Annotated in this window: 16 protein-coding genes; 7 read left to right on the top strand and 9 right to left on the bottom strand. The window is 63.9% G+C overall.

The features are described from left to right. Positions 1–29 precede the first annotated feature (29 nt). From AB5Y80_RS13530 to grpE, 8 genes are all read right to left on the bottom strand, one after another. Complete coding sequence (locus AB5Y80_RS13530; protein WP_104451701.1) at positions 30–1,040, bottom strand: substrate-binding domain-containing protein; 1,011 nt, start codon at positions 1,038–1,040, stop codon at positions 30–32. Between the two features lie 27 nt (positions 1,041–1,067). Beyond that, entirely contained in the window at positions 1,068–2,483 is a 1,416-nt protein-coding gene (locus AB5Y80_RS13535; protein ID WP_368173057.1) for a glycoside hydrolase family 32 protein, read from the bottom strand. Beyond that, positions 2,483–3,847: a sucrose-specific PTS transporter subunit IIBC gene (locus AB5Y80_RS13540; protein ID WP_368173058.1), complete on the bottom strand. Its 1,365-nt coding sequence runs from the start codon at positions 3,845–3,847 to the stop codon at positions 2,483–2,485. The genes AB5Y80_RS13535 and AB5Y80_RS13540 overlap by 1 nt, the downstream gene beginning before the upstream one ends. A gap of 83 nt (positions 3,848–3,930) precedes the next feature. Continuing rightward, the gene (locus AB5Y80_RS13545) at positions 3,931–4,890 is read right to left on the bottom strand and encodes an aminoimidazole riboside kinase (RefSeq protein WP_324021078.1); all 960 of its coding nucleotides are present in this window, start codon (positions 4,888–4,890) and stop codon (positions 3,931–3,933) included. Between the two features lie 111 nt (positions 4,891–5,001). After that, the gene (locus AB5Y80_RS13550; protein ID WP_080767822.1) at positions 5,002–6,492 is read right to left on the bottom strand and encodes a carbohydrate porin; all 1,491 of its coding nucleotides are present in this window, start codon (positions 6,490–6,492) and stop codon (positions 5,002–5,004) included. 264 nt (positions 6,493–6,756) lie between these two features. Beyond that, on the bottom strand, positions 6,757–7,893 hold the full coding sequence (dnaJ, locus tag AB5Y80_RS13555) for a molecular chaperone DnaJ (RefSeq protein WP_039039235.1): 1,137 nt from the start codon (positions 7,891–7,893) through the stop codon (positions 6,757–6,759). 254 nt (positions 7,894–8,147) lie between these two features. Beyond that, positions 8,148–10,076 (bottom strand): molecular chaperone DnaK, encoded by a 1,929-nt coding sequence (dnaK, locus tag AB5Y80_RS13560; RefSeq protein WP_010673646.1) that lies wholly within the window; start codon positions 10,074–10,076, stop codon positions 8,148–8,150. 283 nt (positions 10,077–10,359) lie between these two features. Beyond that, positions 10,360–10,935 carry a nucleotide exchange factor GrpE gene (gene grpE / locus AB5Y80_RS13565; RefSeq protein WP_182957717.1) on the bottom strand — a complete coding sequence of 192 codons (576 nt, stop codon included), beginning with the start codon at positions 10,933–10,935 and terminating at the stop codon, positions 10,360–10,362. Positions 10,936–11,198: 263 nt separating this feature from the next. Between grpE and nadK the strand changes: the two genes are divergently transcribed. Beyond that, on the top strand, positions 11,199–12,083 hold the full coding sequence (nadK, locus tag AB5Y80_RS13570; protein WP_010673644.1) for an NAD(+) kinase: 885 nt from the start codon (positions 11,199–11,201) through the stop codon (positions 12,081–12,083). Positions 12,084–12,107: 24 nt separating this feature from the next. On the opposite strand, the gene AB5Y80_RS13575 is transcribed toward nadK, so the two are convergent. Next, entirely contained in the window at positions 12,108–13,265 is a 1,158-nt protein-coding gene (locus AB5Y80_RS13575; protein WP_368173059.1) for a GGDEF domain-containing protein, read from the bottom strand. A 305-nt stretch (positions 13,266–13,570) separates the two neighbouring features. Here AB5Y80_RS13575 and recN point away from each other — a divergent pair, with 305 nt between their 5' ends. From recN to AB5Y80_RS13605, 6 genes are all read left to right on the top strand, one after another. After that, the gene (recN, locus tag AB5Y80_RS13580; RefSeq protein WP_042014248.1) at positions 13,571–15,235 is read left to right on the top strand and encodes a DNA repair protein RecN; all 1,665 of its coding nucleotides are present in this window, start codon (positions 13,571–13,573) and stop codon (positions 15,233–15,235) included. A 476-nt stretch (positions 15,236–15,711) separates the two neighbouring features. After that, positions 15,712–16,152: a universal stress protein gene (locus AB5Y80_RS13585; protein WP_042864170.1), complete on the top strand. Its 441-nt coding sequence runs from the start codon at positions 15,712–15,714 to the stop codon at positions 16,150–16,152. Positions 16,153–16,346: 194 nt separating this feature from the next. Then, on the top strand, positions 16,347–17,510 hold the full coding sequence (locus tag AB5Y80_RS13590) for an efflux RND transporter periplasmic adaptor subunit (protein ID WP_368173060.1): 1,164 nt from the start codon (positions 16,347–16,349) through the stop codon (positions 17,508–17,510). Further along, positions 17,507–19,531 (top strand): MacB family efflux pump subunit, encoded by a 2,025-nt coding sequence (locus AB5Y80_RS13595; RefSeq protein ID WP_368173061.1) that lies wholly within the window; start codon positions 17,507–17,509, stop codon positions 19,529–19,531. Before AB5Y80_RS13590 ends, AB5Y80_RS13595 begins: the two co-directional genes overlap by 4 nt. Next, positions 19,528–20,901, top strand: a complete 1,374-nt coding sequence (locus AB5Y80_RS13600) for an efflux transporter outer membrane subunit (protein ID WP_368173062.1) — start codon at positions 19,528–19,530, stop codon at positions 20,899–20,901. Before AB5Y80_RS13595 ends, AB5Y80_RS13600 begins: the two co-directional genes overlap by 4 nt. A 132-nt stretch (positions 20,902–21,033) precedes the next feature. Then, the gene (locus tag AB5Y80_RS13605; RefSeq protein ID WP_368173063.1) at positions 21,034–21,840 is read left to right on the top strand and encodes a siderophore-interacting protein; all 807 of its coding nucleotides are present in this window, start codon (positions 21,034–21,036) and stop codon (positions 21,838–21,840) included. Positions 21,841–21,981 lie beyond the last annotated feature (141 nt).

Raw genomic sequence — 21,981 nt, forward strand, 5'->3', positions numbered from 1 at the left:
CTTTTTCACAGGAAAGGGAAGCCGTGTGCCTAGCGGCGGCTGCGCCAGCGCACCCTGGGGTTGATGACCTGGGCGGTCTGGGCCGGGGGATTGCCCGCGATGAGTTGCTGCATCATCTCGAAGGCGGCCCGGGCCAGGGCCGGGCAATCCTGGGCCACGGAATCGATGCGCATGGGGATGCAGTCGAGCAGATCGTGATCGTCGAACGTACACAGGCGCATGCCGGTCTCCATCAGTCCCGCCTCGTTGAGGTAGCGCAGCACCCCCTCCAGCAGGGTGAAAGAGGCGGTAAAAAGCCCCTTCGGCGGCGCCCCGAGTTCGTCCACCAGCTCAGACATCAGCTGATAGCCCGAGCTCGGCTGGTAGTCACGGTGGCGGACCCGGTCTGAAGTGGCCTCCAGCCCGGCGCGGTGCAACCCGAGCTCGTAACCCGCCAGCCGGTGGCGGCTGGGGGAGAGATCCAGCAGACCGCCGAAGTAGTAGATCTCCTCCCCGCAATCCTCGGCCATATCCTGCACCAGCTCGGCGGTGGCCTTGCAGGCGTCCGAGATCACCATGGGCAGGCGCGACTCACCGATGTGGCGGTCGAGCTGCACCACCGGCAAGCGGTCGTGGATGCGGGCATAGATGTCGTCACTGTGGCCGCTGGAGGCAACGATGAGGCCATCCACCTGACGGCTGATGAGGTTGTCCACCACCCGCTGCTCCAGGGTGGGGTCATCCTCGGAGCAGGCGATGAGCAGCTGGATCCCCGCCTCCCGACAGCGGGCCTCCAGGGCACGGGCGATGCTGGCGAAGCCGAAGTTGGTGAGGTCGGGGATCACCAGCCCCCAGGTGTAGCTGCGCACCTCCCGCAGGGAGCGGGCATGGATGCTCGGCTGATAATGGCACTCGTCCGCCACCGCCTGGATCCGCTTGCGGGTATCGTCGGCGATGCGGTATTCCGCACTCTTGCCGTTGAGCACCAGGCTGGCGGTGGCCTTGGAGACCCCCGCGAGCGTGGCTATCTGGGCAATCGTGATCCGTTTCTTCTTCTCCACCTGACCTCCCGGCACACTGAGACCGGGCTATTGTACTAGGCAGGTCGCCAGCGGCCAGTGATCGAGACAAATTTTGCTGCCATCACCACCGCAACGTGCGGAAAGTACTGGATTTTCGCCGGGGAAGTAACGGGTCGACAAGCTCTGGCGCCCGCCATCGACGAAGCACTCCAGGCTGGAGCGGTCACACAAGACGGTGATCTTGCCCCCAAGCCAGGGGGCGCTTCGCTCCTCCCACTCCCCGCTCTGCCAGTTCTGGCGACGCAGGACAAGACGCCCCGGCTGCCAGCACAGCTCGACCACGGCCCCGAACCCGAGGCGCCCTTCACCGCACAGCGCCAGATCGAGCCAGGCCGAGTCGATGGCCAGTGCAGGCAGCTCGTCCGGCGCCCCCTCGAAGCGGGTCTGCTCCCCTTTCAGGGCGCCCAGCTCAGCCACCGGCCGCTGGCAGAGCCACTCATCCTGCCAGAACAGCTCCCGCGGGCAGCTCATCTGGTGGATCCAGCCGTGCTCGAGAGTGGGCTGGCTCATCTCGTTCTCCTCCGGCAAGCCCAGCCAGCCAAACAGCAGGCGCCGCCCCTGGCTGTCCTGAGTGGTCTGCGGCGCATAGAACTCGAAGCCCCGGTCCAGCTCATGGAAGGCCCCGTGGGCGAAATGCTCGCCGTCGAAATCACCCGCCAGCCAGCCGCACTGGTAGAGATTGCGATAATCCTCTCCCTGCGGGGCAATCCCCTGGGGGCAGCTGATCAGCACATGGCGATCTCCCAGGGGGAAGAGGTCCGGACACTCCCACATATAGCCAAACTCCCCGAGACCGCCGCGCCCGCTGCCGGCGATGGGGCCCACCAGCGTCCAGGCATCCAGGGTGTCACCGCGATAGAGCAGCACCTCACCCCGATCGTCCAAGGTGCGGGCCCCCAGCACCTTCAGCCACTGCCGACCGTCGTGCCACACCTTGGGGTCGCGCACATGGCCGCTGTAGCCTGCGGGCAGGTCCAGCACAGGGCCCAGCTTGGCAAAGCCCCCCACACCGTCGGCGCGGGCCAGACACTGGTAGGCGGTGCGGCTGCCGTCCGGGTATTTGACGTTGCCGGTGTAGATAAGGGTCAGACGCCCCTGCTCATCGCTCACCGCCGAGCCCGAATAGCAGCCGTGGCTCTCATAGGCCTCGGTGGGCAGCAGCGCCACCGGCTCGTGCTGCCAGTGCAGCAGATCGGTGGAGGTGACGTGCCCCCAGCCCTTGTTGCGGTGCTCGCAACCGAGCGGGTTCCACTGGTAGAAGAGGTGATAGCGCCCGTCGTGCTCGATGAAACCGTTGGGATCGTTGAGCAGCCCCACCGGGGCTGCCAGGTGCCAGCGGGGCCGATGGGGATCGGCCGCCGCCTTGAGCTGTCCGGCCAGCAGGGACCGGACAATCTGGTTGAGGAATTGGGTTTCCTTCATCACTCCACCTTGTACTTGAGCAGGTAGGAGGCGGCGAAAGCGGCGCCAAAGGCGATCACCAGACCGATGACGTAGTGGATGAGGCTCATGGGCTGGACGATGGCCATGCCCGGGATCCCGGTCAGGCCCACCGCCGTCATGCCGACCTTGGCCGCCACCACGTAGGCGCCGCCGCAGGCCCCGCCGAACAGACCGGCCAGGAAGGGCTTGATGTAGCGCAGGTTGACCCCGAAGATCGCCGCCTCGGTGATGCCGAGCAGGCAGGACATGGCCGCCGGCACCGTGATGGCCTTGATCTTCACGTCCCGGGTCTTGAAGTAGACCGCCAGACAAGCCCCACCCTGGGCCACGTTGGCCATGGCCCAGATGGGCAGCAGGAAGTTGACGCCGATGGCAGGGTTGGCCAGCAGCCCCGCCTCAATGGCGTGGAAGCTGTGGTGGATGCCGGTGATGACGATGAGCGAATAGGTGCCACCAAACACCAGACCCGCCAGCCAGCCTGCCTGCTCATAGAGGGCGCTCAGACCGAAGGAGATGCCATCCCCCAGCACCCGACCGGCGGGGCCGATGAAGAGCAGCGCCACGAAGCCGGTGATGATGACGGTCAAAAACGGGGTGAGGATGAGATCCAGGGCGTCAGGGATGCGCCTTCTCAGCTGCTTCTCCAGGTGGGACATGAACCAGACCGCCAGGAGCACCGGGAAGACGGTGCCCTGGTAGCCGATCATGGCGACATCCAGGCCGAAGAAGTCCATGGTCTTGAAGCCCCCGGCCACGCCCCAGGCGTTGGTCAGGGCCGGGTGGGTGAGAATGCCGCCGAGCGTCGCCCCCAGATAGGGGTTTCCGCCGAATTCGCGCGCCGCCGTAAAACCGATGAGGATCGGCAGGATGATGAAGGCTGCCGAGCTGAACATGTCGAGCATGACGAACAGGGCGCTGTCGGCGTTGACCCAGCCGTAGGTGCGCACCATGCCGAGCAGCCCCATCAGCAGGCCGGACGCGACTATGGCCGGAATGATGGGCACGAAGATGTTGGAGAGGGTCCGCGCCAGACGCTGGGCCACGTTGAGCTTGGCCGTCGCCAGATCGGTCAGCTCCGCCTTGCTGGCGGCGCCGGTCCCGGTCAGGGTGACGAACTCCGCGTAGACCTTGTTGACCAGACCGGTGCCGAAGATCACCTGAATTTGACCGGCGTTGCTGAAGCACCCCTTGACCCCGTCCAGCTTGTCGATGGCGGCCTTGTTCACCTTGCTGTCGTCCGCCAGCACCAACCGCAGCCGGGTGGCGCAGTGGGCGGCGCTGACGATGTTCTCCTTGCCCCCGAGCAGGGGCACCAGATCCTGGGCTATCGCACTGATATTCATATTCTTCCTCTTATGACCCGCCACGCTGGCGGGCCCTTGTCACATGAGAGTAGGGGCTGTCGACCCGCGGTTCTAGCCGCAGATCAACAGCCGTCTGCGCCTGATCGCAAAAATTCATCCAGCCGGGTGCGGGTGGGCAGTGCCGTCATCGCCCCCTTGGCGGTGGTGGCGAGCGCCCCGCAGCCGTGGGCCTGAGCCAGGATGGCGGGCAGCTCGGCCTGCGTCGGCAGCGAGGTCCGTTCGGCCAAGGCCGCCAGCAGCCCGGCGACGAAGGCGTCCCCCGCCCCCGTGGTATCGAGTGGCGTCACTTTGGGCCCCACCCACTCCAGCAACTCGCCACCCAGACGGGCCACCACGCCCCCCGCCCCCCGGGTCACCAGCACCAGTGCCGGGCCTGAAAGAGTGGCAAGCCCCGCCGCCAGATCGTCCAGACCGCTCAGCAGTTGCAGCTCCTCCACCGAGAGCTTGACCACGTCTGCGAGGGCCATGGCCTCGCGCACCACGGGCAGCATCTCGGCAGGGTTGCCCCACACCTCTGGCCTCAGGTTGGGGTCGAAGCAGACCCGCCCCCCGACGGCCCGGATGGTCGCCATGGCTTGCAGACAACTGCTGCGCACCGGCTCGTTGGCGAGCGCAATGGAGCAGGTCAGCAGCCACTGCCCGGCCTGGAAGACCGGCAGATCGGCGTGGCTCAGGAACTGATCGGCGCTCGGGCGCACCATGAAGGTGAAGCTGCGCTCCCCCGCCTCATCGAGATCCACCAGCACCGTGCTGGTGCGATGGGCCGGATCCAGGATCAGGTGGCGAATGTCGACCCCCTCCCTGGCCAGGGTCTCCCCCATGAAGCGGCCGAAGGGATCCGCGCCGACCCGGCCAATGAAGGCCGACTCCCCGCCGAGCCGGGCAACGCCCACCGCCACGTTGGCCGGTGCGCCACCCGGACACTTGAGGTAGTGCTGCTCCCCTTCCGGGATCAAGTCCACTACCGCATCCCCCATTACCCACACACGATTCGTCACCTTGTTGCTACTCCACTGCTGCACAGGATTTGCCGGGGTCAGCCCCGGGTTCTGGGTCCGCATTATCAGCTAAACCGTTTTAGCTAACCAACAGATCCCGGGGCCGCCTGCCATTTTTGTGATCGGGATAACGAACTAGAACCAGGTTTCCATCTGCACGCCGAAGTTCCACTCGCCCCCGGCGGTGAAGTTGCTCTGGCCCATGGCATCGGAGCTGGCGTAGTTGTCGAGCTCGGAGGACCAGTCCATCCAGGTGGCGAACACCCGAAGCTCGGGCCGCTCGAAGAAACCGGCGGTCTGCGCCTTGAAGGTCGGCGCGAAGGTGAGCTTGGTGAAATCGCCGCTCACCGCCTGACGACCCTTGTAGCCCTTGGGATCGAGGTCCATGTACTGCCAGGTCGCCTCGTAGACCAGCTCGACGTTCTGGCTCAGTACCTGGGCCAGGCGGCCATTGAGGGTCACCCAGCGGTACTCGTCCCCCTTCACGTAACGATCCTGGCTGTGCTCGGCCAGCAGGGCCGGGGCGACACGCCAGCGCGGGGCAAGATCGGTGGCACCAAACACGGCGACCCGCACCGCATCGGCATCCGGCAGCAGCTCGCTGTCGGAGCCCAGCCCCTTGAGCTCGGCACCCAGACCGTGGCCATACAGCACCGCCGCCTTGGAGAAACCGGGGTTGATGCCAAAGAAACTGTCGGCGTGGTAGGCCACCAGGGTGTGGGCCCCCTTGTTCGCCGCTTCGCTGCCCGCGCCGCCGTCATTGATGCGCGCCTCGTTGTCCTTGGCGGAGAGGCCGTTCAGCATCCACTGCCAGTTGCCAACGCGGTTGTTCATGGTGAGGATGTAGCTTTCGATGTCGGAGAGACCGCTCGCGCTGATGTCGCCGTAGTCGCGCCCGTAGAGGGAGAAGTTCGCCTTCCAGCTGTCGGCCAGCTGCACGTCGTAGACGCCGCCGCCGGTGCCGGCCAGGAAGACCACGTCCGAGTCGAGCCAGTGGATGTCGAAGTTGTCCCGGTCAAAGCGCTTGCCCGCCCAGAGCACCGAGTGCTGGAAAGGACCGCTGAAGCTCGCCAGATCGCCGATTTCGGCAAACACCTGGCGGGTGTTGAGGCTGGAATCGCTGGCGGTCCAGTCGTTGCTGGTCTCCACCCCGTCCGCCAGCATCAGCTTGTAGCGGGCCCAGCTGCCATCGTCGAAGGTCTGGGTCTTCAGCAGGTTGGCCTCCATGTAGGTGTCATCCTCGTTGCCAAGGCGACCCACGGCGCCGCCCACCGAGCCGGCCGGGGTGATGTAGGGGCCGCCGCGGCCACCGTTGCCATTGCCGTTCACCAGCAGGCCCGAGCGGGCATAGCCGTGGAACTCGAAGCCCTGGGCCCCGGCGGTCTGCTTGTCCACTTTCTCGCTCTGGGCCTTGGCCACGGCGGCGGTCTCGCGGGCTTCGCTCGCCTTGCTCTGGGCCTCATCGGCCCGCGCTTCGGCAGCGGTGGCGCGCGCCTCGGCTGCCTGCACCCGCGCCTCCAGCGCCGCCAGCCTGGCTTCGATACCACCATCCGCCGCCCACAGCGGGCTGCTCATTCCCAATCCCAGCGCCACGGCCAGCGCCAACTTGCTCTTGAACATCGTCATCGTCCTCACCTGTCTTCTGTCGCCCGTCCGGGCTCTGTTGTTGTTGACGAGCCGAGGATAGCTAAACCGCTTTAGCTGACTCAATATGCCAGCTAAACCGTTTCAGCAGGAGTGTGAGCGGGATAACATTTGTACAGGGGGAATTGGCGGAAGTTGTGAGGAGGATCCCTCATCGGGATCCACTCAATAAGGGCGGATCCAGGCCAGATGGCGGGCAAAAAAAAGCCGGCACATCCGTGCCGGCTTGGGTAACGCGGGTCGCGTTTATTTGGTCAGGTCGTCGAAGAAGCGTTTCACCCCTTCGAAGAAGCCTTCGGATTTCGGCTTGTGGGTCTTGGCAGCGGCGCCGCTGAAGGAGTCGTCCAGCTGGCGTAGCAGATCTTTCTGGGTCTCGGTCAGCTTGACCGGAGTCTCGATCACCACCTTACACATCAGATCCCCCACCTGGCCGGAGCGCACGGACTTGACGCCCTTGCCCCGCAGGCGGAACAGCTTGCCGGTCTGGGTCTCCGGGGTCACCTTGAGCTTGACCCGACCATCCAGGGTCGGCACTTCAATCTCGCCGCCGAGCGCCGCCGTGGTGAAGCTGATGGGCACTTCGCAGTAGAGGTCGTTGCCGTCACGGACGAAGATCTCGTGCTCGCGCACGTGAACCTGTACGTAGAGATCCCCCGCCGATGCGCCGGTTTCCCCCGCTTCCCCTTCGCCGGAGAGACGGATGCGATCCCCGGTATCGACCCCGGCCGGGATCTTGACCGACAGGGTCTTGGTCTTCTGGTAACGCCCTTCCCCATGGCACTTGCGGCACGGATCCTTGATGATCTTGCCGCGACCGTGACAGTGGGGGCAGGGCTGTTGCACCGCGAAGAAGCCCTGGCGCATCTGCACCTGGCCGGAGCCGTGGCAGGTGGGGCAGGTCTGGGCCTGGCTTCCGGTATGGGCACCGGAGCCGTTGCAGACTTCGCAGTGGACCTGGGTCGGGATCTTGATCTCCTTGGAGACCCCGCGCACCGCCTCTTCCAGCGTCAGCTCCATGTTGTAGCGCAGGTCGGAGCCACGGGCCGGGCCGCGACGACCGCCCCCGCGACCACCGAAGATGTCGCCAAACACGTCGCCGAAGATGTCGCCGAAATCGGCGCCACCGCCAAAGCCGCCGTGGCCGCCACCCTGGCTCGGATCCACCCCGGCATGACCGTACTGGTCATAACGGGCACGCAGGTTCTCGTCGGTCAGGACCTCGTAGGCTTCCTTGACCTCTTTGAACTTCTCTTCAGCCCCGGCATCACCCTGGTTGCGATCCGGGTGATACTTCATGGCCAGACGCTTGTACGCCTTCTTGATCTCGCGCTCGTCGGCACCTTTCGACACCCCGAGCACTTCGTAGAAATCGCGCTTCGACATACTCATCCTGTTGCTATATCAGCAGTTACGCAGACGGGCGTTGGTTACCCAACGCCCGTAAATTCATTGACGAATCTGCTCACACTCTTACTACGAAGCCGTGATCAAGGCTCATGTGCTGCTCGGAATCCTCACGTATATCTATACGCTCCGGTTCCTGCGCTGCTCTTTACCTTGCTGACGGCCTCTCGCGACAGACCGTGAACAGATTCTGAGCCGATGGGCGAAGCGGACTTCGCCCATCCGGGTCGGGCTTATTTCTTGTCGTCTTTCACTTCTTCGAACTCGGCGTCGACCACGTCGTCGTCAGCCTTGGCGGAAGAGGAGGACTGACCGGCGTCAGCACCGGCGGCGCCTTGCGCCTGAGCCTGCTGCTGGGCAATTTCCATCAGCTTCTGGGACGCTTCCAGCAGAGCCTGCTGTTTGGCTTCGATGGCAGCCTTGTCGTCACCCTTGATGGCGGATTCCAGCTCGCTCAGGGCCGTCTCGATCTTGGTCTTCTCGTCGGCAGGCAGAGCTTCACCGGCTTCGGTGACCTGCTTGCGCACGGAGTGGACCAGACCGTCAGCCTGGTTGCGGGCCTGCACCAGCTCTTCGAACTTCTTGTCCTCGGCCGCGTTGGCTTCGGCTTCGCGTACCATGCGTTCGATCTCGTCATCAGACAGACCGGAAGAGGCCTGAATGGTGATCTTCTGCTCCTTGTTGGTCTCCTTGTCTTTCGCGGAGACGTGCAGGATGCCGTTGGCGTCGATGTCGAAGGTCACTTCGATCTGCGGCAGACCGCGCGGTGCCGGACGGATGCCTTCCAGGTTGAACTGGCCCAGGGACTTGTTGTCGCTGGCGCGCTTGCGCTCACCCTGCAGCACGTGAATGGTCACGGCAGACTGGTTGTCTTCGGCGGTGGAGAACACCTGGGACTTCTTGGTCGGAATGGTGGTGTTCTTCTCGATGAGCGCGGTCATCACGCTGCCCATGGTCTCGATCCCCAGGGAGAGCGGAGTCACGTCCAGCAGCAGTACGTCGGTCTTGTCACCGGACAGTACGGCACCCTGGATGGCAGCACCCATGGCCACGGCTTCGTCCGGGTTGACGTCTTTGCGCGGCTCTTTGCCGAAGAAGTCGGCCACGGTCTTCTGAACCAGCGGCATACGGGTCTGACCGCCCACCAGGATGACGTCGTCGATCTCGCCAACGGCCAGACCGGAGTCTTTCAGGGCGACACGAACCGGCTCCAGGGAGTCTTTCACCATGTCTTCCACTAGGGATTCCAGCTTGGCGCGGGTCACCTTGATGTTCATGTGCTTCGGACCGGTGGCATCTGCGGTGATGTACGGCAGGTTCACGTCGGTCTGCTGGGCAGAAGAGAGCTCGATCTTGGCTTTTTCGGCGGCGTCTTTCAGACGCTGCAGAGCCAGCTGGTCATTGCGCAGATCGATGCCCTGCTCGCGCTTGAACTCGTCAACCAGGTAGTTGATGACGCGGTTGTCGAAGTCTTCACCACCCAGGTGGGTGTTACCGTTGGTCGCCAGTACTTCGAAGGTGGTTTCGCCTTCGACTTCGTCGATCTCGATGATGGAGATATCGAAGGTACCGCCCCCTAAGTCATATACAGCAACCTTGCGCTCACCCTTGACCTTGTTGACGCCGTAGGCAAACGCAGCCGCAGTCGGCTCGTTGATGATGCGCTTGACGTCCAGACCGGCGATGCGACCGGCATCCTTGGTGGCCTGACGCTGGGCGTCGTTGAAGTAGGCCGGTACGGTGATGACGGCTTCGGTCACCGGCTCGCCCAGGTAGTCCTCGGCGGTCTTCTTCATCTTTTTCAGCACTTCGGCAGAGATCTGCGGCGGTGCCATTTTCTTGCCTTTCACTTCAACCCAGGCGTCACCGTTGTCGGCCTTGGCGATGGCGTACGGCATGATTTTCAGGTCACGTTGTACTTCGTCATCTTCGAAACGACGGCCGATCAGACGCTTGATGGCGAACAGCGTGTTCTTCGGGTTGGTGATGGCTTGGCGCTTGGCCGGCTGACCAACCAGGATTTCGCCGTCATCGGCATAGGCAATGATGGACGGAGTAGTACGGTCGCCTTCCGCGTTCTCGATCACGCGAGCATGGTCGCCATCCAGAATAGCGACGCAGGAGTTGGTAGTACCCAGGTCAATACCGATGATTTTACCCATTTGACGAATCTCCAAATACTTTGAATAAACTGGCGAGGGGCTCGCCTTGATACGTTAACGGCTAGGTGGGGCCTGCCACTGTGGCTTTCAAGCTCCCGGCATCAAATTTTTTGTGCCGCCGTGGCCTTGCAACCTATATGGGGTCTCAAGTCGGCGCTTCAAGTCCGGCCCTGAAAAAACCTGCATACAGGCCACCTGACAGCCAAATGACGCCAGACACGTCTTTTGGCGCCACATCCAACAAAAAGCCCGCCAAGCGGCGGGCTTGGTGAGAACAGCGTGATCAGTCAGCGGACTTGGACACCATCACCATGGCCGGGCGGATGACGCGGCCGTTGAGCTCGTAGCCCTTCTGCATCACGGCGATCACGGTGTTCGGCGCCACATCGGCACTGGGCACCATGCTCATGGCCTGGTGGGCATTGGGGTCGAACGGCTGGTTAGTCGGGTCCAGCGCCACCAGGCCGAACTTGGCCACGCCGCTCTGCATGGATTTCAGGGTCAGTTCGACCCCTTCAATCATCGGCTTGAGGGTGTCGTTCTCCTTGTCCGCCAGCTCGATGGCGCGCTCCAGGTTGTCCAGCACCGGCAAGAGCTCTGCGGCGAACTTCTCCAGTGCAAACTTGTGGGCTTTCTCCACGTCCTGAGCGGCACGGCGACGCAGGTTCTCCATCTCGGCGACGGCGCGAATGGCGCGCTCGCGCTCTTCCAGGGAGGCCTGCTGGGCCACCTCCAGCTGGGCCTCCAGCTCGGCGATGCGGGCCTGCTCGGCTGTCACTTCACTGTCTACATCGGTCGGTTCGACTGGCTGGGCTTCCACTTGCTCCATCGCTTCAACCTTTTGTTCTTCGTGGCTCATGACATCTCCAATATTCAGGGGTTGCGTGTGAGGGTGGCTGGCGTTCAGACAAGCGACACGCGCCAGCAGACCCTGTGTTGGCGCTATTATGGGGACACAGCCCCGGCTTTCAAGGGGAAAAGGGCAGATCGGGCACAATGGCGCCCATCCGCGTGCCAGGCAGCCCCTTTTCGGGGCCGATTGCACCAACCGCCACGGAGGCAGACAAATCCCCGGCAAAGCGCGGTATACTCCCCCCAAGACTCTCCCAGACCCGATAACCTATGGATTCTCCGTTCAAAACCGTTGCCCTCATCGGCAAGCCCCATCACGAGGGGGCCAACCAGACCCTGACCGGCCTGTATCAGTACCTGACCAGCCGCGGCTTTCGCGTGCTGCTGGAGAGCCGGGTGGCCCATACCCTGGGGCTGCTCGGGGAGAACGTGATGGATCTGGTGCAGCTCGGCGAGCAGGCGGATCTCGCCATCGTCGTCGGCGGTGACGGCAACATGCTGGGGGCCGCCCGGGTGCTGTCACGGTTCGATGTGGCGGTGATCGGGGTGAACCGGGGCAACCTCGGCTTCCTGACCGATCTCTCGCCCCAGGATTATCTGCTGCCCCTGGAGCAGGTGCTCTCGGGTCACTTCAAGAGCGAGCATCGCTTCCTGCTGGAGGCCGCCGTCTATCGCCACGGGGAGCGCAAGTCGAGCAACCTCGCGGTCAACGAGGCGGTGCTTCACCCGGGCAAGATCGCCCACATGATCGAGTTCGAGGTCTACATCGACGGCAGCTTCATGTACAGCCAGCGCTCGGACGGCATCATAGTGGCGACACCCACCGGCTCCACCGCCTACTCCCTGTCGGCAGGGGGCGCCATTCTCACCCCCAAACTCAACGCCATCACGCTGGTGCCCATGTTCCCGCACACCCTGAGCAGCCGCCCCATCGTGCTGGATGCGGACAGCGAAGTGCGGCTGCTGGTCTCGCCGGACAACCAGGACGACGCCATGCAGGTGAGCTGCGACGGCCAGGTCACCCTGGCGGTCCACCCGGGGGACGAGATCCTCATCAAGAAGAGCAGCCACAAGCTGCATCTGGTGCATCCCCTGGATTACAGCTACTTCCACGTGCTGCGCAACAAGCTCGGTTGGGGCAGCAAGCTCTTCTAGCCAGGCAACACCGGTGGCGAGGGTCTACCCCTCGCTGCTTTCGACCAGCCGAGGCGGTACCGGCTCGAATGCCAGATGCACCCCGTTTCTCCCCGCTTCCTTCACCCGGTACATGGCAGCATCGGCTTTGGTCAGCATCAGTGCCAGGTCAGCCTCGGCACTGGCGCACACGACCCCCATGCTCACCGTGACCCCCTCGCACGGCAGGCAGGCCCCCTGCCGGGAGCCCGTCTCTATCTGGCGGCGGATCCGGTCACAGATGTCGTGGGCCATCCGGCCGCTCACGCCCCCCATGATGATGGCGAACTCCTCGCCACCGATGCGCCCCACCAGATCATCCTTGCGTACCTCGGCCACCAGCACCCCGGCCACATAGCGAATGACCTCATCCCCGCAGCCGTGACCAAACTGGTCGTTGACCCGCTTGAAGTGATCGATGTCCAGGACCACCACGCAGCGCGTCTGGCCAGGCGTAGCCCCCTCTCCCTGCCTGAAGAGACCGCGCCGATTGAGCACCCCGGTGAGGGGATCCCGCTCCGAGAGCGCCAGCAATGCCTCCTCCGTCTCCACATAGGCCACCAGAGGCAGCAGCAACACCGAGCCGATGGTCAGCACCATGTGCATGAAGAAGATGAGATCGAGCCAGCCTCCGTCTCCCATCCGCCCTTCGGCTCCCAGCAAGAGCAGCCCCCCCTGACTCAGCAGGATGGTGAAATGCAGAAGGTAAATGAGCGCCACCACATGGAGCACCCGCTTCTGTTGCCGGCCGAGAGAGACGATGAGGCAGGCGCACCACAGGTACAACATCGACTCCATCAGAGCCAGCACAATGCGCACGGGGGCGAGGCTGGACAGTCCCAGATAGAGCAGCAGCAACACCGCCACGCCTCCCCCCACGGCACGGGGATGCCATGCGCGCTCGTAAAGCGCACAAAAACCGGCGAGCAACAGCAGGATGCTCATGATCGAGACCAGGCCGCCGACCCGGATGCCCAGCGCCGGATACCCTCCCAATACCCCCAGACTGAGCAGCAGGATGGAGAGGGAGAAGAGAAAAGCGGAGAGGGACCAGTACAGAAAGTTGCCTCGACCTGGCTTCAGGGAGTGGATGAACAACATGATCAGCCCCGACATCAGGTTGATTGCCAGGGAGATCAGCAGCAGGGTCGGGGTATGGATCATCGTGACGCATCCTTGCGAAGAGGTCTGTGCACAGCCCAGGCTCAACCAGGACTGTTTCGAGTGTGTCTCAGCCAGCCACTCACCACAAGAGAGCCCCTCAAGGTGGCTTCTCGCATCGCCTCAGCCCATGCCAGGTACGCAGGTTGATTTGCAGGCCATCTGATCGGCGTCACACCCATGCCGCGGCCTTGACATCCTTGCCCTCCCCCTGTTTCGCAAAAATCCTCCCTGCCCACTTTACTGTATATAAAACCAGTATATACTGGATGCATACACAGTAATGTTGACCCATACAGGATGAGACCATGCTGACCCAGCTGACCGTCAACAACTTCGCCATCGTCAAGTTTCTCGAGCTCGATCTGCAACCGGGGATGACCTGCATCACCGGGGAGACCGGGGCGGGCAAATCCATCGCCATCGATGCTCTGGGGCTGTGCCTGGGGGAGCGCGCCGAAGCCAGCATGGTGCGCCCGGGCAGCGACAAGACCGAGGTGAGTGCCCGCTTCCTGCTGGAGGGTAATCCTGCCGCCCGGGCCTGGCTCGCCACCAACGAGCTTGAAAATGACGGTGAGTGCATCGTCCGGCGGGTACTGTCCGCCGAGGGGCGCTCTCGCAGCTATATCAACGGGGTTCCCGTCCCCCTCGCCCAGCTCAGGAACCTGGGTCAGTTGCTGGTCAACGTCCACGGTCAGCACGCTCACCAGATGCTGCTCAAACCCGATTACCAGCTCGCCCTGCTGGACGGCTACGCCGGTCATCATCTGCTCCTCGACGATGTGCGCCGCCACTACCAGCAGTGGCGCCAGTTGCAAAACGAGCTCAACCGGCTCAAGGCCGAGCAGCAGCAGCGGGAAGCCCGCCGTCAACTCATCGAATACCAGGTGCAGGAGCTGGACGAATTTGCCCTTCAGCCGGGAGAATTTGAAGAGATTGAAGAGGAGCATCAGCGGCTCGCCAATGGCACCGAGCTGATGCAGGAGTGCGGGTATTGCCTCGATCTGCTCTATGACAATGAAGAGACCACCATCGCCGGTCTGCTGCAGACGGCGGTGGACAGGGCCGAGACCCTGGTCGGCATGGACAGCCGGCTTGGCAACGTGCTCGGCATGCTCAACGAAGCCCTGATCGGCGTACAGGAGAGCCACAGCGAGCTGCGCAGCTATCTCGACCGGCTGGAACTGGATCCAGAGCGCTTCAACGAGCTGGAGAGCCGCCTCTCCAAGGCCATCAACCTGGCACGCAAGCACCATGTCAAACCGGCGGAGCTGGCCCTGCACCATCAGGAGCTGGCTGCCGATCTGGCCCGCCTCAACTCCGACGAGGAACGCCTCGAGGGGATGGAGGACGAGCTGGCCTCGGCCCGCCAGGCCTTCGTGCAGGCCGCCGAGGCCCTGAGCCAGAGCCGCCAGCGCTATGCCGAGGAGCTGGGCGCGAAGGTAAGCGCCAGCATGCACGAACTGGCGATGCCAGATGGCCGCTTCGCCATCGAGGTGCGACCCGATGCCCAGAGCAGCCTCTCGCCCCTTGGCATCGATCGGGTGGAGTTCATGGTCACCACCAACCCGGGTCAGCCCATCCAACCCCTTGGCAAGGTGGCTTCCGGCGGCGAGCTGTCGCGTATCAGCCTCGCCATCGTGGTGATCAGTGCACGCAAGATCTCCACCCCGACCCTTATCTTCGACGAAGTGGATGTGGGGATCAGCGGCCCGACCGCCGCCGTGGTGGGCCGCCTGTTGCGCCAGCTCGGCGAATCCACCCAGGTGATGGTGGTCACCCACCTGCCCCAGGTGGCAGGCAAGGGTCACCAGCACATGGTGGTGAGCAAACACACCGACGGCAAGACAACGGAAACCCAGATGCAGGCGCTCACCCCGGGCGCCCGGCTCAACGAACTGGCCCGCCTGTTGGGGGGCGATCAGATCACCGACAACACCCTGGCCAATGCCCGTGAGTTGCTCGCAAGCTGACCACGGGGCCGGCGGGACATCCTCCCGTCCATGTCGGCCCTTTCAGATTGACCGAGTCATCATAGCGGCTGCCAGTTGAAGCCTCTTGCCGACGGCGCCGGCCTGGTTGGCCCATGCCGTGAGCCGCAAGAAAGAGGGGCTGCCCTGGCTAATCGGCTAATCCGCGGCACGTGTCTTGATGCTCAATCTGAGCCTGTCAGTCTGGTCATCACCCAGTCGGGTTTCCATCGCCATGGTCAGAACGCCCACTCATCTTCGTTGCACTCATTCACATATTGAACGGACCCACTCCTTCATTTTCCATTCAACTCAGTCTGTTATGATGATGTAAACGGGCTCGGTACCTTCAGTTGCCATCGACAGAAGGTGACGCTTGATGCAAACACACCGGGTTCGTTTGAGCTGACATTTCGCGGGAAGGGAGGATGGGAGCGCGCTTCCGCCGTCTGACCCGCACCTGCCAAGGAGAACTGCTTATGAGCCCGACCAATATTGTGCTGTTGCTGGAAGGCAAGGATTACGAGCAGGAGACACTGGCCAAGGCGAGCCGTCTGGCACAAGGGCTGGGCGCCAACCTGACCTTGTTGCACCTGACCCACAGCAGCAAGACCCGTCGCAATAGTCTGTCCCTGTCACAAGAGGAGCGCAGCGCCCAGGGCACCCTGGATGCCAAGGCGATCATCAGTGAACTCATCACCCAGCTGTCTCATCCAGTGGATTACCAGTGTCTGGTGGTAGATGACGTGGTGCCGGATCTCCAGCGCTGGCTGGCCGCCCACCCCGCCGACCTCTTGCTGGTCGGCAGCCGTCATCACTGGATGGAGGGCTCGCTGGCCCGCCTGCTCCTCTACAAACTGCCCCTCGATATCCAGATCTGCCACGAGCCTCACGCCGCCTTGCTCAAAGCCGTCGGTTGACACCACAAGACCCGCTCCCTGAACGGGTCTTCTTGTTTCTGACGCCCCGCCGTCATCCTCCCCCAGCTTGACCTCCTCCACTGCGTCACCGCCAGAACCACACGATTTCTTACACATTGCTCGCTTCTTTTTGAGGGCCATTTGCTGCACGATATGGCCCTTGCACGCCTTCGCTCGTTTCGTTCAGGTGATAAATGAAAGCTCTTCGAAAACCCGGCAAGCTCGCCCTGCTCGCCCTTGTGCTGATCCCTCTCGTCACCTGGCTGGCCTGGCCAGGCAACACACCGGACCCGGTACTGACCGCAACGGTTACCCGACAGGATGTGGAGCAGACGGTGCTCGCAAGTGGCGTACTGCAGGCCATCGAGCAGGTGGATGTGGGGGCCCAGGTCTCGGGTCAGGTCACCTATCTCGCGGTGGAAGCGGGTCAACAGGTCAAACAAGGAGAGCTGCTGGCGGAGATCGATCCCCTGATCGCCCAGAACAACCTCAAGACCTCCGAAGCTGAGCTGGCCAGCCGCCGCGCCCAGCTCAAGATCAAGCAGGCACAGCTCAAACAGAACGAGCTTGCCTGGCGCCGCCAGCAGCAGATGTTTCGGCAGGAAGCGAGCTCTCGTGCGGATCTGGAGAGCGCCGAAGCCCAGCTTGCCGTCACCCGGGCCGAGCTGCAAAGCGCCCAGGCCGACATCGACAACGCCATCATCAAGGTGGAACGCGCCAAGACGGAGCTCGGCTACAACCGCATTCAGGCCCCCATGGATGGTACCGTCGTCTCCATCGTCACCCGGCAGGGGCAGACCCTGGCCGCCAGCCAGACTGTACCGACCCTGCTCAAGCTCGCCAATCTCGACACCATGACGGTCAAGGCCCAGACCTCCGAAGCGGACGTCACCCGTGTCAAGGCGGGCATGCCGGTCTATTTCACCCTGATAGGGGATCCGGATACTCGCTACCACGGTACCCTTCGCACGGTCGAGCTGGCCCCCACCAACATCAATGAGCAGACGGCCAGCACCACGGCCACCAGCAATGCGGCCATCTACTACTATGCCCTGTTCGATGTGCCCAACCCCGGCCATCAGTTGAGGGTCGCCATGACGACCCAGGTCACCATCGTACTCGGCGAGCGCAAGCAGGTACTGGCCATTCCCCAGACCGCCCTCGGCAAGAAGATTGGCGACAACGAGTACGAGGTCAGCCTGCTCAAGGCGGGGGACCAGAGAGAGACCCGCCGCATCAAGACCGGCATGAAGGATGACATCAAGATTGAGGTGGTGAGCGGCCTGACCGAGCATGAGAAGGTGATCCTGGAGCAGGGCAAGCCGGCCCTGCACGATGAAGGGGAGATGGAGCCGTGAGCGAGCCCCTGATCCGTCTCAAGGGCATCGAGCGGCGCTACCAAAGCGGAGAGCACGAAGTGACCGTGCTGCACCCGCTGGATCTCGCCATCGATGCCGGGGAGATGGTGGCCATCGTCGGCGCCTCCGGCTCCGGCAAATCGACCCTGATGAACCTGCTGGGCTGCCTCGATCGCCCGAGCGGGGGCCAGTATCTGTTTCGCGGCCAGGACACCGCGACCCTGGATGCCCTCTCCCTGGCACGGCTGCGCTGCCACCACTTCGGCTTCATCTTCCAGCGCTATCACCTGCTGCCCCATCTGGATGCGGCCGCCAACGTGGAGATCCCCGCCATCTATGCCGGCACTGCCCGCCTTGATCGCCAGGCCCGTGCCCGCTCCTTGCTGACCCGCCTGGGACTGCAGGATCGCAGCCACCACAGACCCGGCCAGCTCTCCGGCGGTCAGCAGCAGCGGGTCAGTATTGCCCGGGCGCTCGCCAACGGCGGCGAGGTGATCCTGGCGGACGAACCCACCGGCGCTCTCGACAGCCAGAGCGGCAAGGAGGTGATGGCCATCCTCAAGGAGCTGCACGCCCAGGGCCACACCATCATTCTGGTGACCCACGACATGGCGGTGGCAAGCCATGCGGATCGCATCATCACCCTGCGTGACGGGCGGGTAGTGGAGGACAGCGGCCATCGGGCGACCGATGACAACGCAGCCTCACCCTCCCTATCCGGGACGCCGGCCCACCCGCAGCCAGGTGACGGCAGCCAGCTGGCCCCTCCCCCTGTCGGGCAAGATGTACAGGGAACAGGCGCCGCCGTCCGCACCGCAAGCCGGGGCTGGGATCGCTACCGGGAGGCGGGGCGCATGGCCCTGCACGCCATGCTGGCCCATCGCATGCGCACCTTCCTCACCATGCTCGGCATCATCATCGGCATCGCCGCCGTGGTCAGCGTGGTGGCGCTCGGTCAGGGGGCGCGCGCCAAGGTGATCGACGACATCAACGCCATGGGCACCAACACCATCGACATCTTCCCCGGCAAGGACTGGGGAGACGAGAAGGCCGCCAGCATCCAGACCCTGAACGAGCGGGATCTCGACGCGCTGCTCGGCCAGCCCTATCTGGAGGGGGCCAGCCCCCAGATAGCGACGTCGGGCCAGCTTCGCTATCGCAACAAGACCAGCAGCGGCAGCGTGATCGGGGTCGGCAACGACTTTTTCCGGGTCAAGGGGATGACGCTCACCCAGGGGCGCCTGCTCGATGAGCGGGACATTCGAAACCGGACGGCAGTCGCCGTGGTGGATGGCAAGACCATAGAGAGCCTGCTCGGCAAGGTGGACCCGGTCGGCCAGGTGGTGCTGGTCGGCACCCTGCCGGTGCGCATCGTGGGGGTGGTCACCCAGGAGACCGGCTTTGGCCGCAGCAGCCAGTCGGTCAATGTCTGGCTCCCCTACAGCGCCGTCATGAGCCGTCTCCTCTCCCAGCAGCACTTCACCCAGATCACCATCCGGGTCAAAGACGGCGTCCAGCCCGCCCTGGCCGAGCAGGCGGCAGTCGCCCTGCTGACCCAGCGCCACGGCGTGAAGGACTTCTTCACCTTCAGCAGCGACAGCATCGTCAAATCGGTGGAGAAGACCACCGCCACCCTGACACTGCTGGTCTCCGCCATCGCGGTGATCTCCCTCATCGTCGGCGGCGTCGGAGTGATGAACATCATGCTGGTCTCGGTGGTGGAGCGCACCCGGGAGATAGGGATCCGCATCGCCGTCGGCGCCCGCCAGTCTGACATATTGCAACAGTTCCTCATCGAGGCGGTGATGGTCAGCCTGCTGGGGGGGCTGCTCGGTATCGGCCTCGCCCTGCTCATCGGCGCTCTCTTCTCCCTGCTCGTGGAAAGCTTCCAGATGCGCTTCTCGCTCTTCTCCATCCTGATGGCCTTCGGGTGCTCCTCCCTCATCGGGATCCTGTTTGGTTACCTGCCCGCCCGCAATGCGGCCAGGCTCGATCCGGTGGAGGCACTGGCGAGGGAATGACGATGCACAACCTATCAAGGCTCGGGCTAAGCCTGATGCTCACCGCCAGCCTCGGTGCCTGCAGCCAGCAGGGCACCTATCACAGACCCGATCTCGACGTGGCGCCAGCATGGCAGCAGGAGAGCCGGGGTCTCACCGTGCAGCAGGCTGGCCCATGGTGGCAGGGATTCCAGGATCCCGCGCTCGATCGCCTGGTCGAGGCGGTGCTGGCCGCCAACCCGGACATGCGGGTGGCCGGGCTCAAGCTCAAGAATGCCCTGCTCGGCGCCGCTCTGGCTGACACCAACCTCACCCCCTCGGTCAGCGCCAATCTCGGGGCCAGCAGCACCAAGAACATGAAAGATGGCAGCGCCAGCAGCAACCTGGGCCCCTCCCTCAACCTCAGCTACGAGGTGGATCTCTGGGGCAGACTGGCCGCGGCAAGGGATCAGGCGAGCTGGGAGGCACAGGCCAGCGAACAGGATCTGGCCGCCACCCGGTTGCTGCTCATCGGCAAGACCCTGGAGCAATACTGGCAACTGGCCTACCTCGGTTCAGCCATTACCCTGGGCACCCAGCAACTGGCCAATCTGGAGCGCATTGAACGCCTGACCCGCGCCAAATACGAGGCGGGCGCCGTGACCCGACTCGATCTGGTACAGGCCAGCCAGCAGAAGGCAGGCAAGCAGGCGGAGCTCGCCACCCTCACCCAGCAGCGGGCACAGGCGGGCAATGCTCTTCGCCTGCTGCTGGGGCGCAGCAGCGGGCCGCTCGCTGACGCTCCCGACGCCCTGGTAATGGACCCGATCCCGTCCGTGGCGGCCGGCATTCCCGCCGATGTGCTGGCCCGGCGGCCCGATGTGCGCGCCGCCGAACTCAGGCTGCGCAAGACCCTTGCGAGGGGAGACGAGATCCGCACCGGCTTTTATCCCACCCTGAGCCTGACCGGCGGTGCCAGCACCACCTCGGATACCCTGACCCAGGTGCTGCAAAATCCGGTCGGCACCCTGGGCGCCACGCTGGCGCTCCCTTTCCTCGAGTACAACAAGACCCGGCTCTCCATCGCCAGCGCCGACATCGACTACCAGATTGCCGAAACCGAGTTTCGCAAGCAGCTCTATACCGCGCTGCTGGAAGTGGAGGATGGCCTGGCCGCCCGTCAGCAAGGGGAACAGCGGCTGCGCTATCTGGAGCAGCAGAGGGCCTATGCCCGGGAGGCCGAAAGGCTCGCAAGCGCCCGTTTCCTGGCCGGAGCCACCGGGGTGCAACCCTGGCTGGATGAGCAGAACCGCCTGTGGGATGCCGAGCTCGCTCTGCTGGCACAGCAGCAGGCCCAGCTCAACAACATGGCAGGCATTTATCGGGCGCTGGGGGGAAGCGATCGAACCTGACCCAGGCAGAGAGTGTGGGATCGCGATGGACATCCCGAGGAGGTCAATCGCGACCCATTCTGCCCACAAACCAATTGATAATAGTTTTCATTTCGTCAAGAATGGGCGCCATCATCAGCCAGGAGTATGCCCATGTCTCAACCCGCCCCGGCCAATCGCCCCCGCCTGCTCACCGTCAAGCATGTTCAGGATGTGAGCCCGCACCTGCGCCGAATCTGCCTGACCAGCCCCGAGCTTGTGGACTACCCCTTCAGCTGTGGCGGTGCTCATGTCAAGATCATGCTGCCCCGACCGGATCAGCGCGAGATAGTGTTGCCCACCCCCACCGACAAGGGGCCTCGCTGGCTCGATCCCGCCCAGAAACCCGTCATTCGCACCTTCACCATACGCGCGTTTCGCCGTGAGGCGCTGGAGCTCGACATCGACTTCGCCCTGCACGGCGAGGCCGGCCCCGCCAGTCGTTTCGCCCTGCACGCCAAACCGGGTGACAGGCTCGCCATCTCGGGCCCGGGCGGCCCCGACCCCATGCTGCAAACGGCCGAGCACTATTACATGGCGGGGGATCTCACCGCCCTGCCCGCCATCAGCGCCATGGTGGAGGTGATGCCGGTCCATGCCCTCGGCCATATCGCCCTGCTGGTCCCCCATCAGGACGACGTGCAGGATCTGTCGCTGCCGGCCGGCGTCGACCTGCGCTGGTTCGTGGGCAATCCGGAACAGGCCGCGACCCTGGTGGCGCATTTCACCGCCCAGCCCATGGTCGCAGAGGGGAGCTATTTCTGGTTTGGCGGGGAAGAGAGCCTGGTCGTGCCGCTGCGCCGCCACGTCAGACGCGCCCTGGATGCCGAGCGCCAGCGGGTCTACGCAGTCCCCTACTGGCGCAGCGGCAAGGATGAAGACGCCTACCACCAGGACAGGCACGCCGTGATGGACAGCTGATCCCCTCTTTATCTTGTGACTGGCGGGCTTCTTCCCTCGGGGAAGCGGCCTGCTTTTGCTGCGGTTCCCCCGCCATCGTTCCCACTCCCCCCATCTTCGCCTGGCTGTTTCATTGCGCTTGCATTTGAGACAAACACCAAG

Origin of the sequence: Aeromonas sp. R2-1, assembly GCF_040908425.1 — a bacterium.
Taxonomy (GTDB): Bacteria; Pseudomonadota; Gammaproteobacteria; order Enterobacterales; family Aeromonadaceae; genus Aeromonas; species Aeromonas caviae.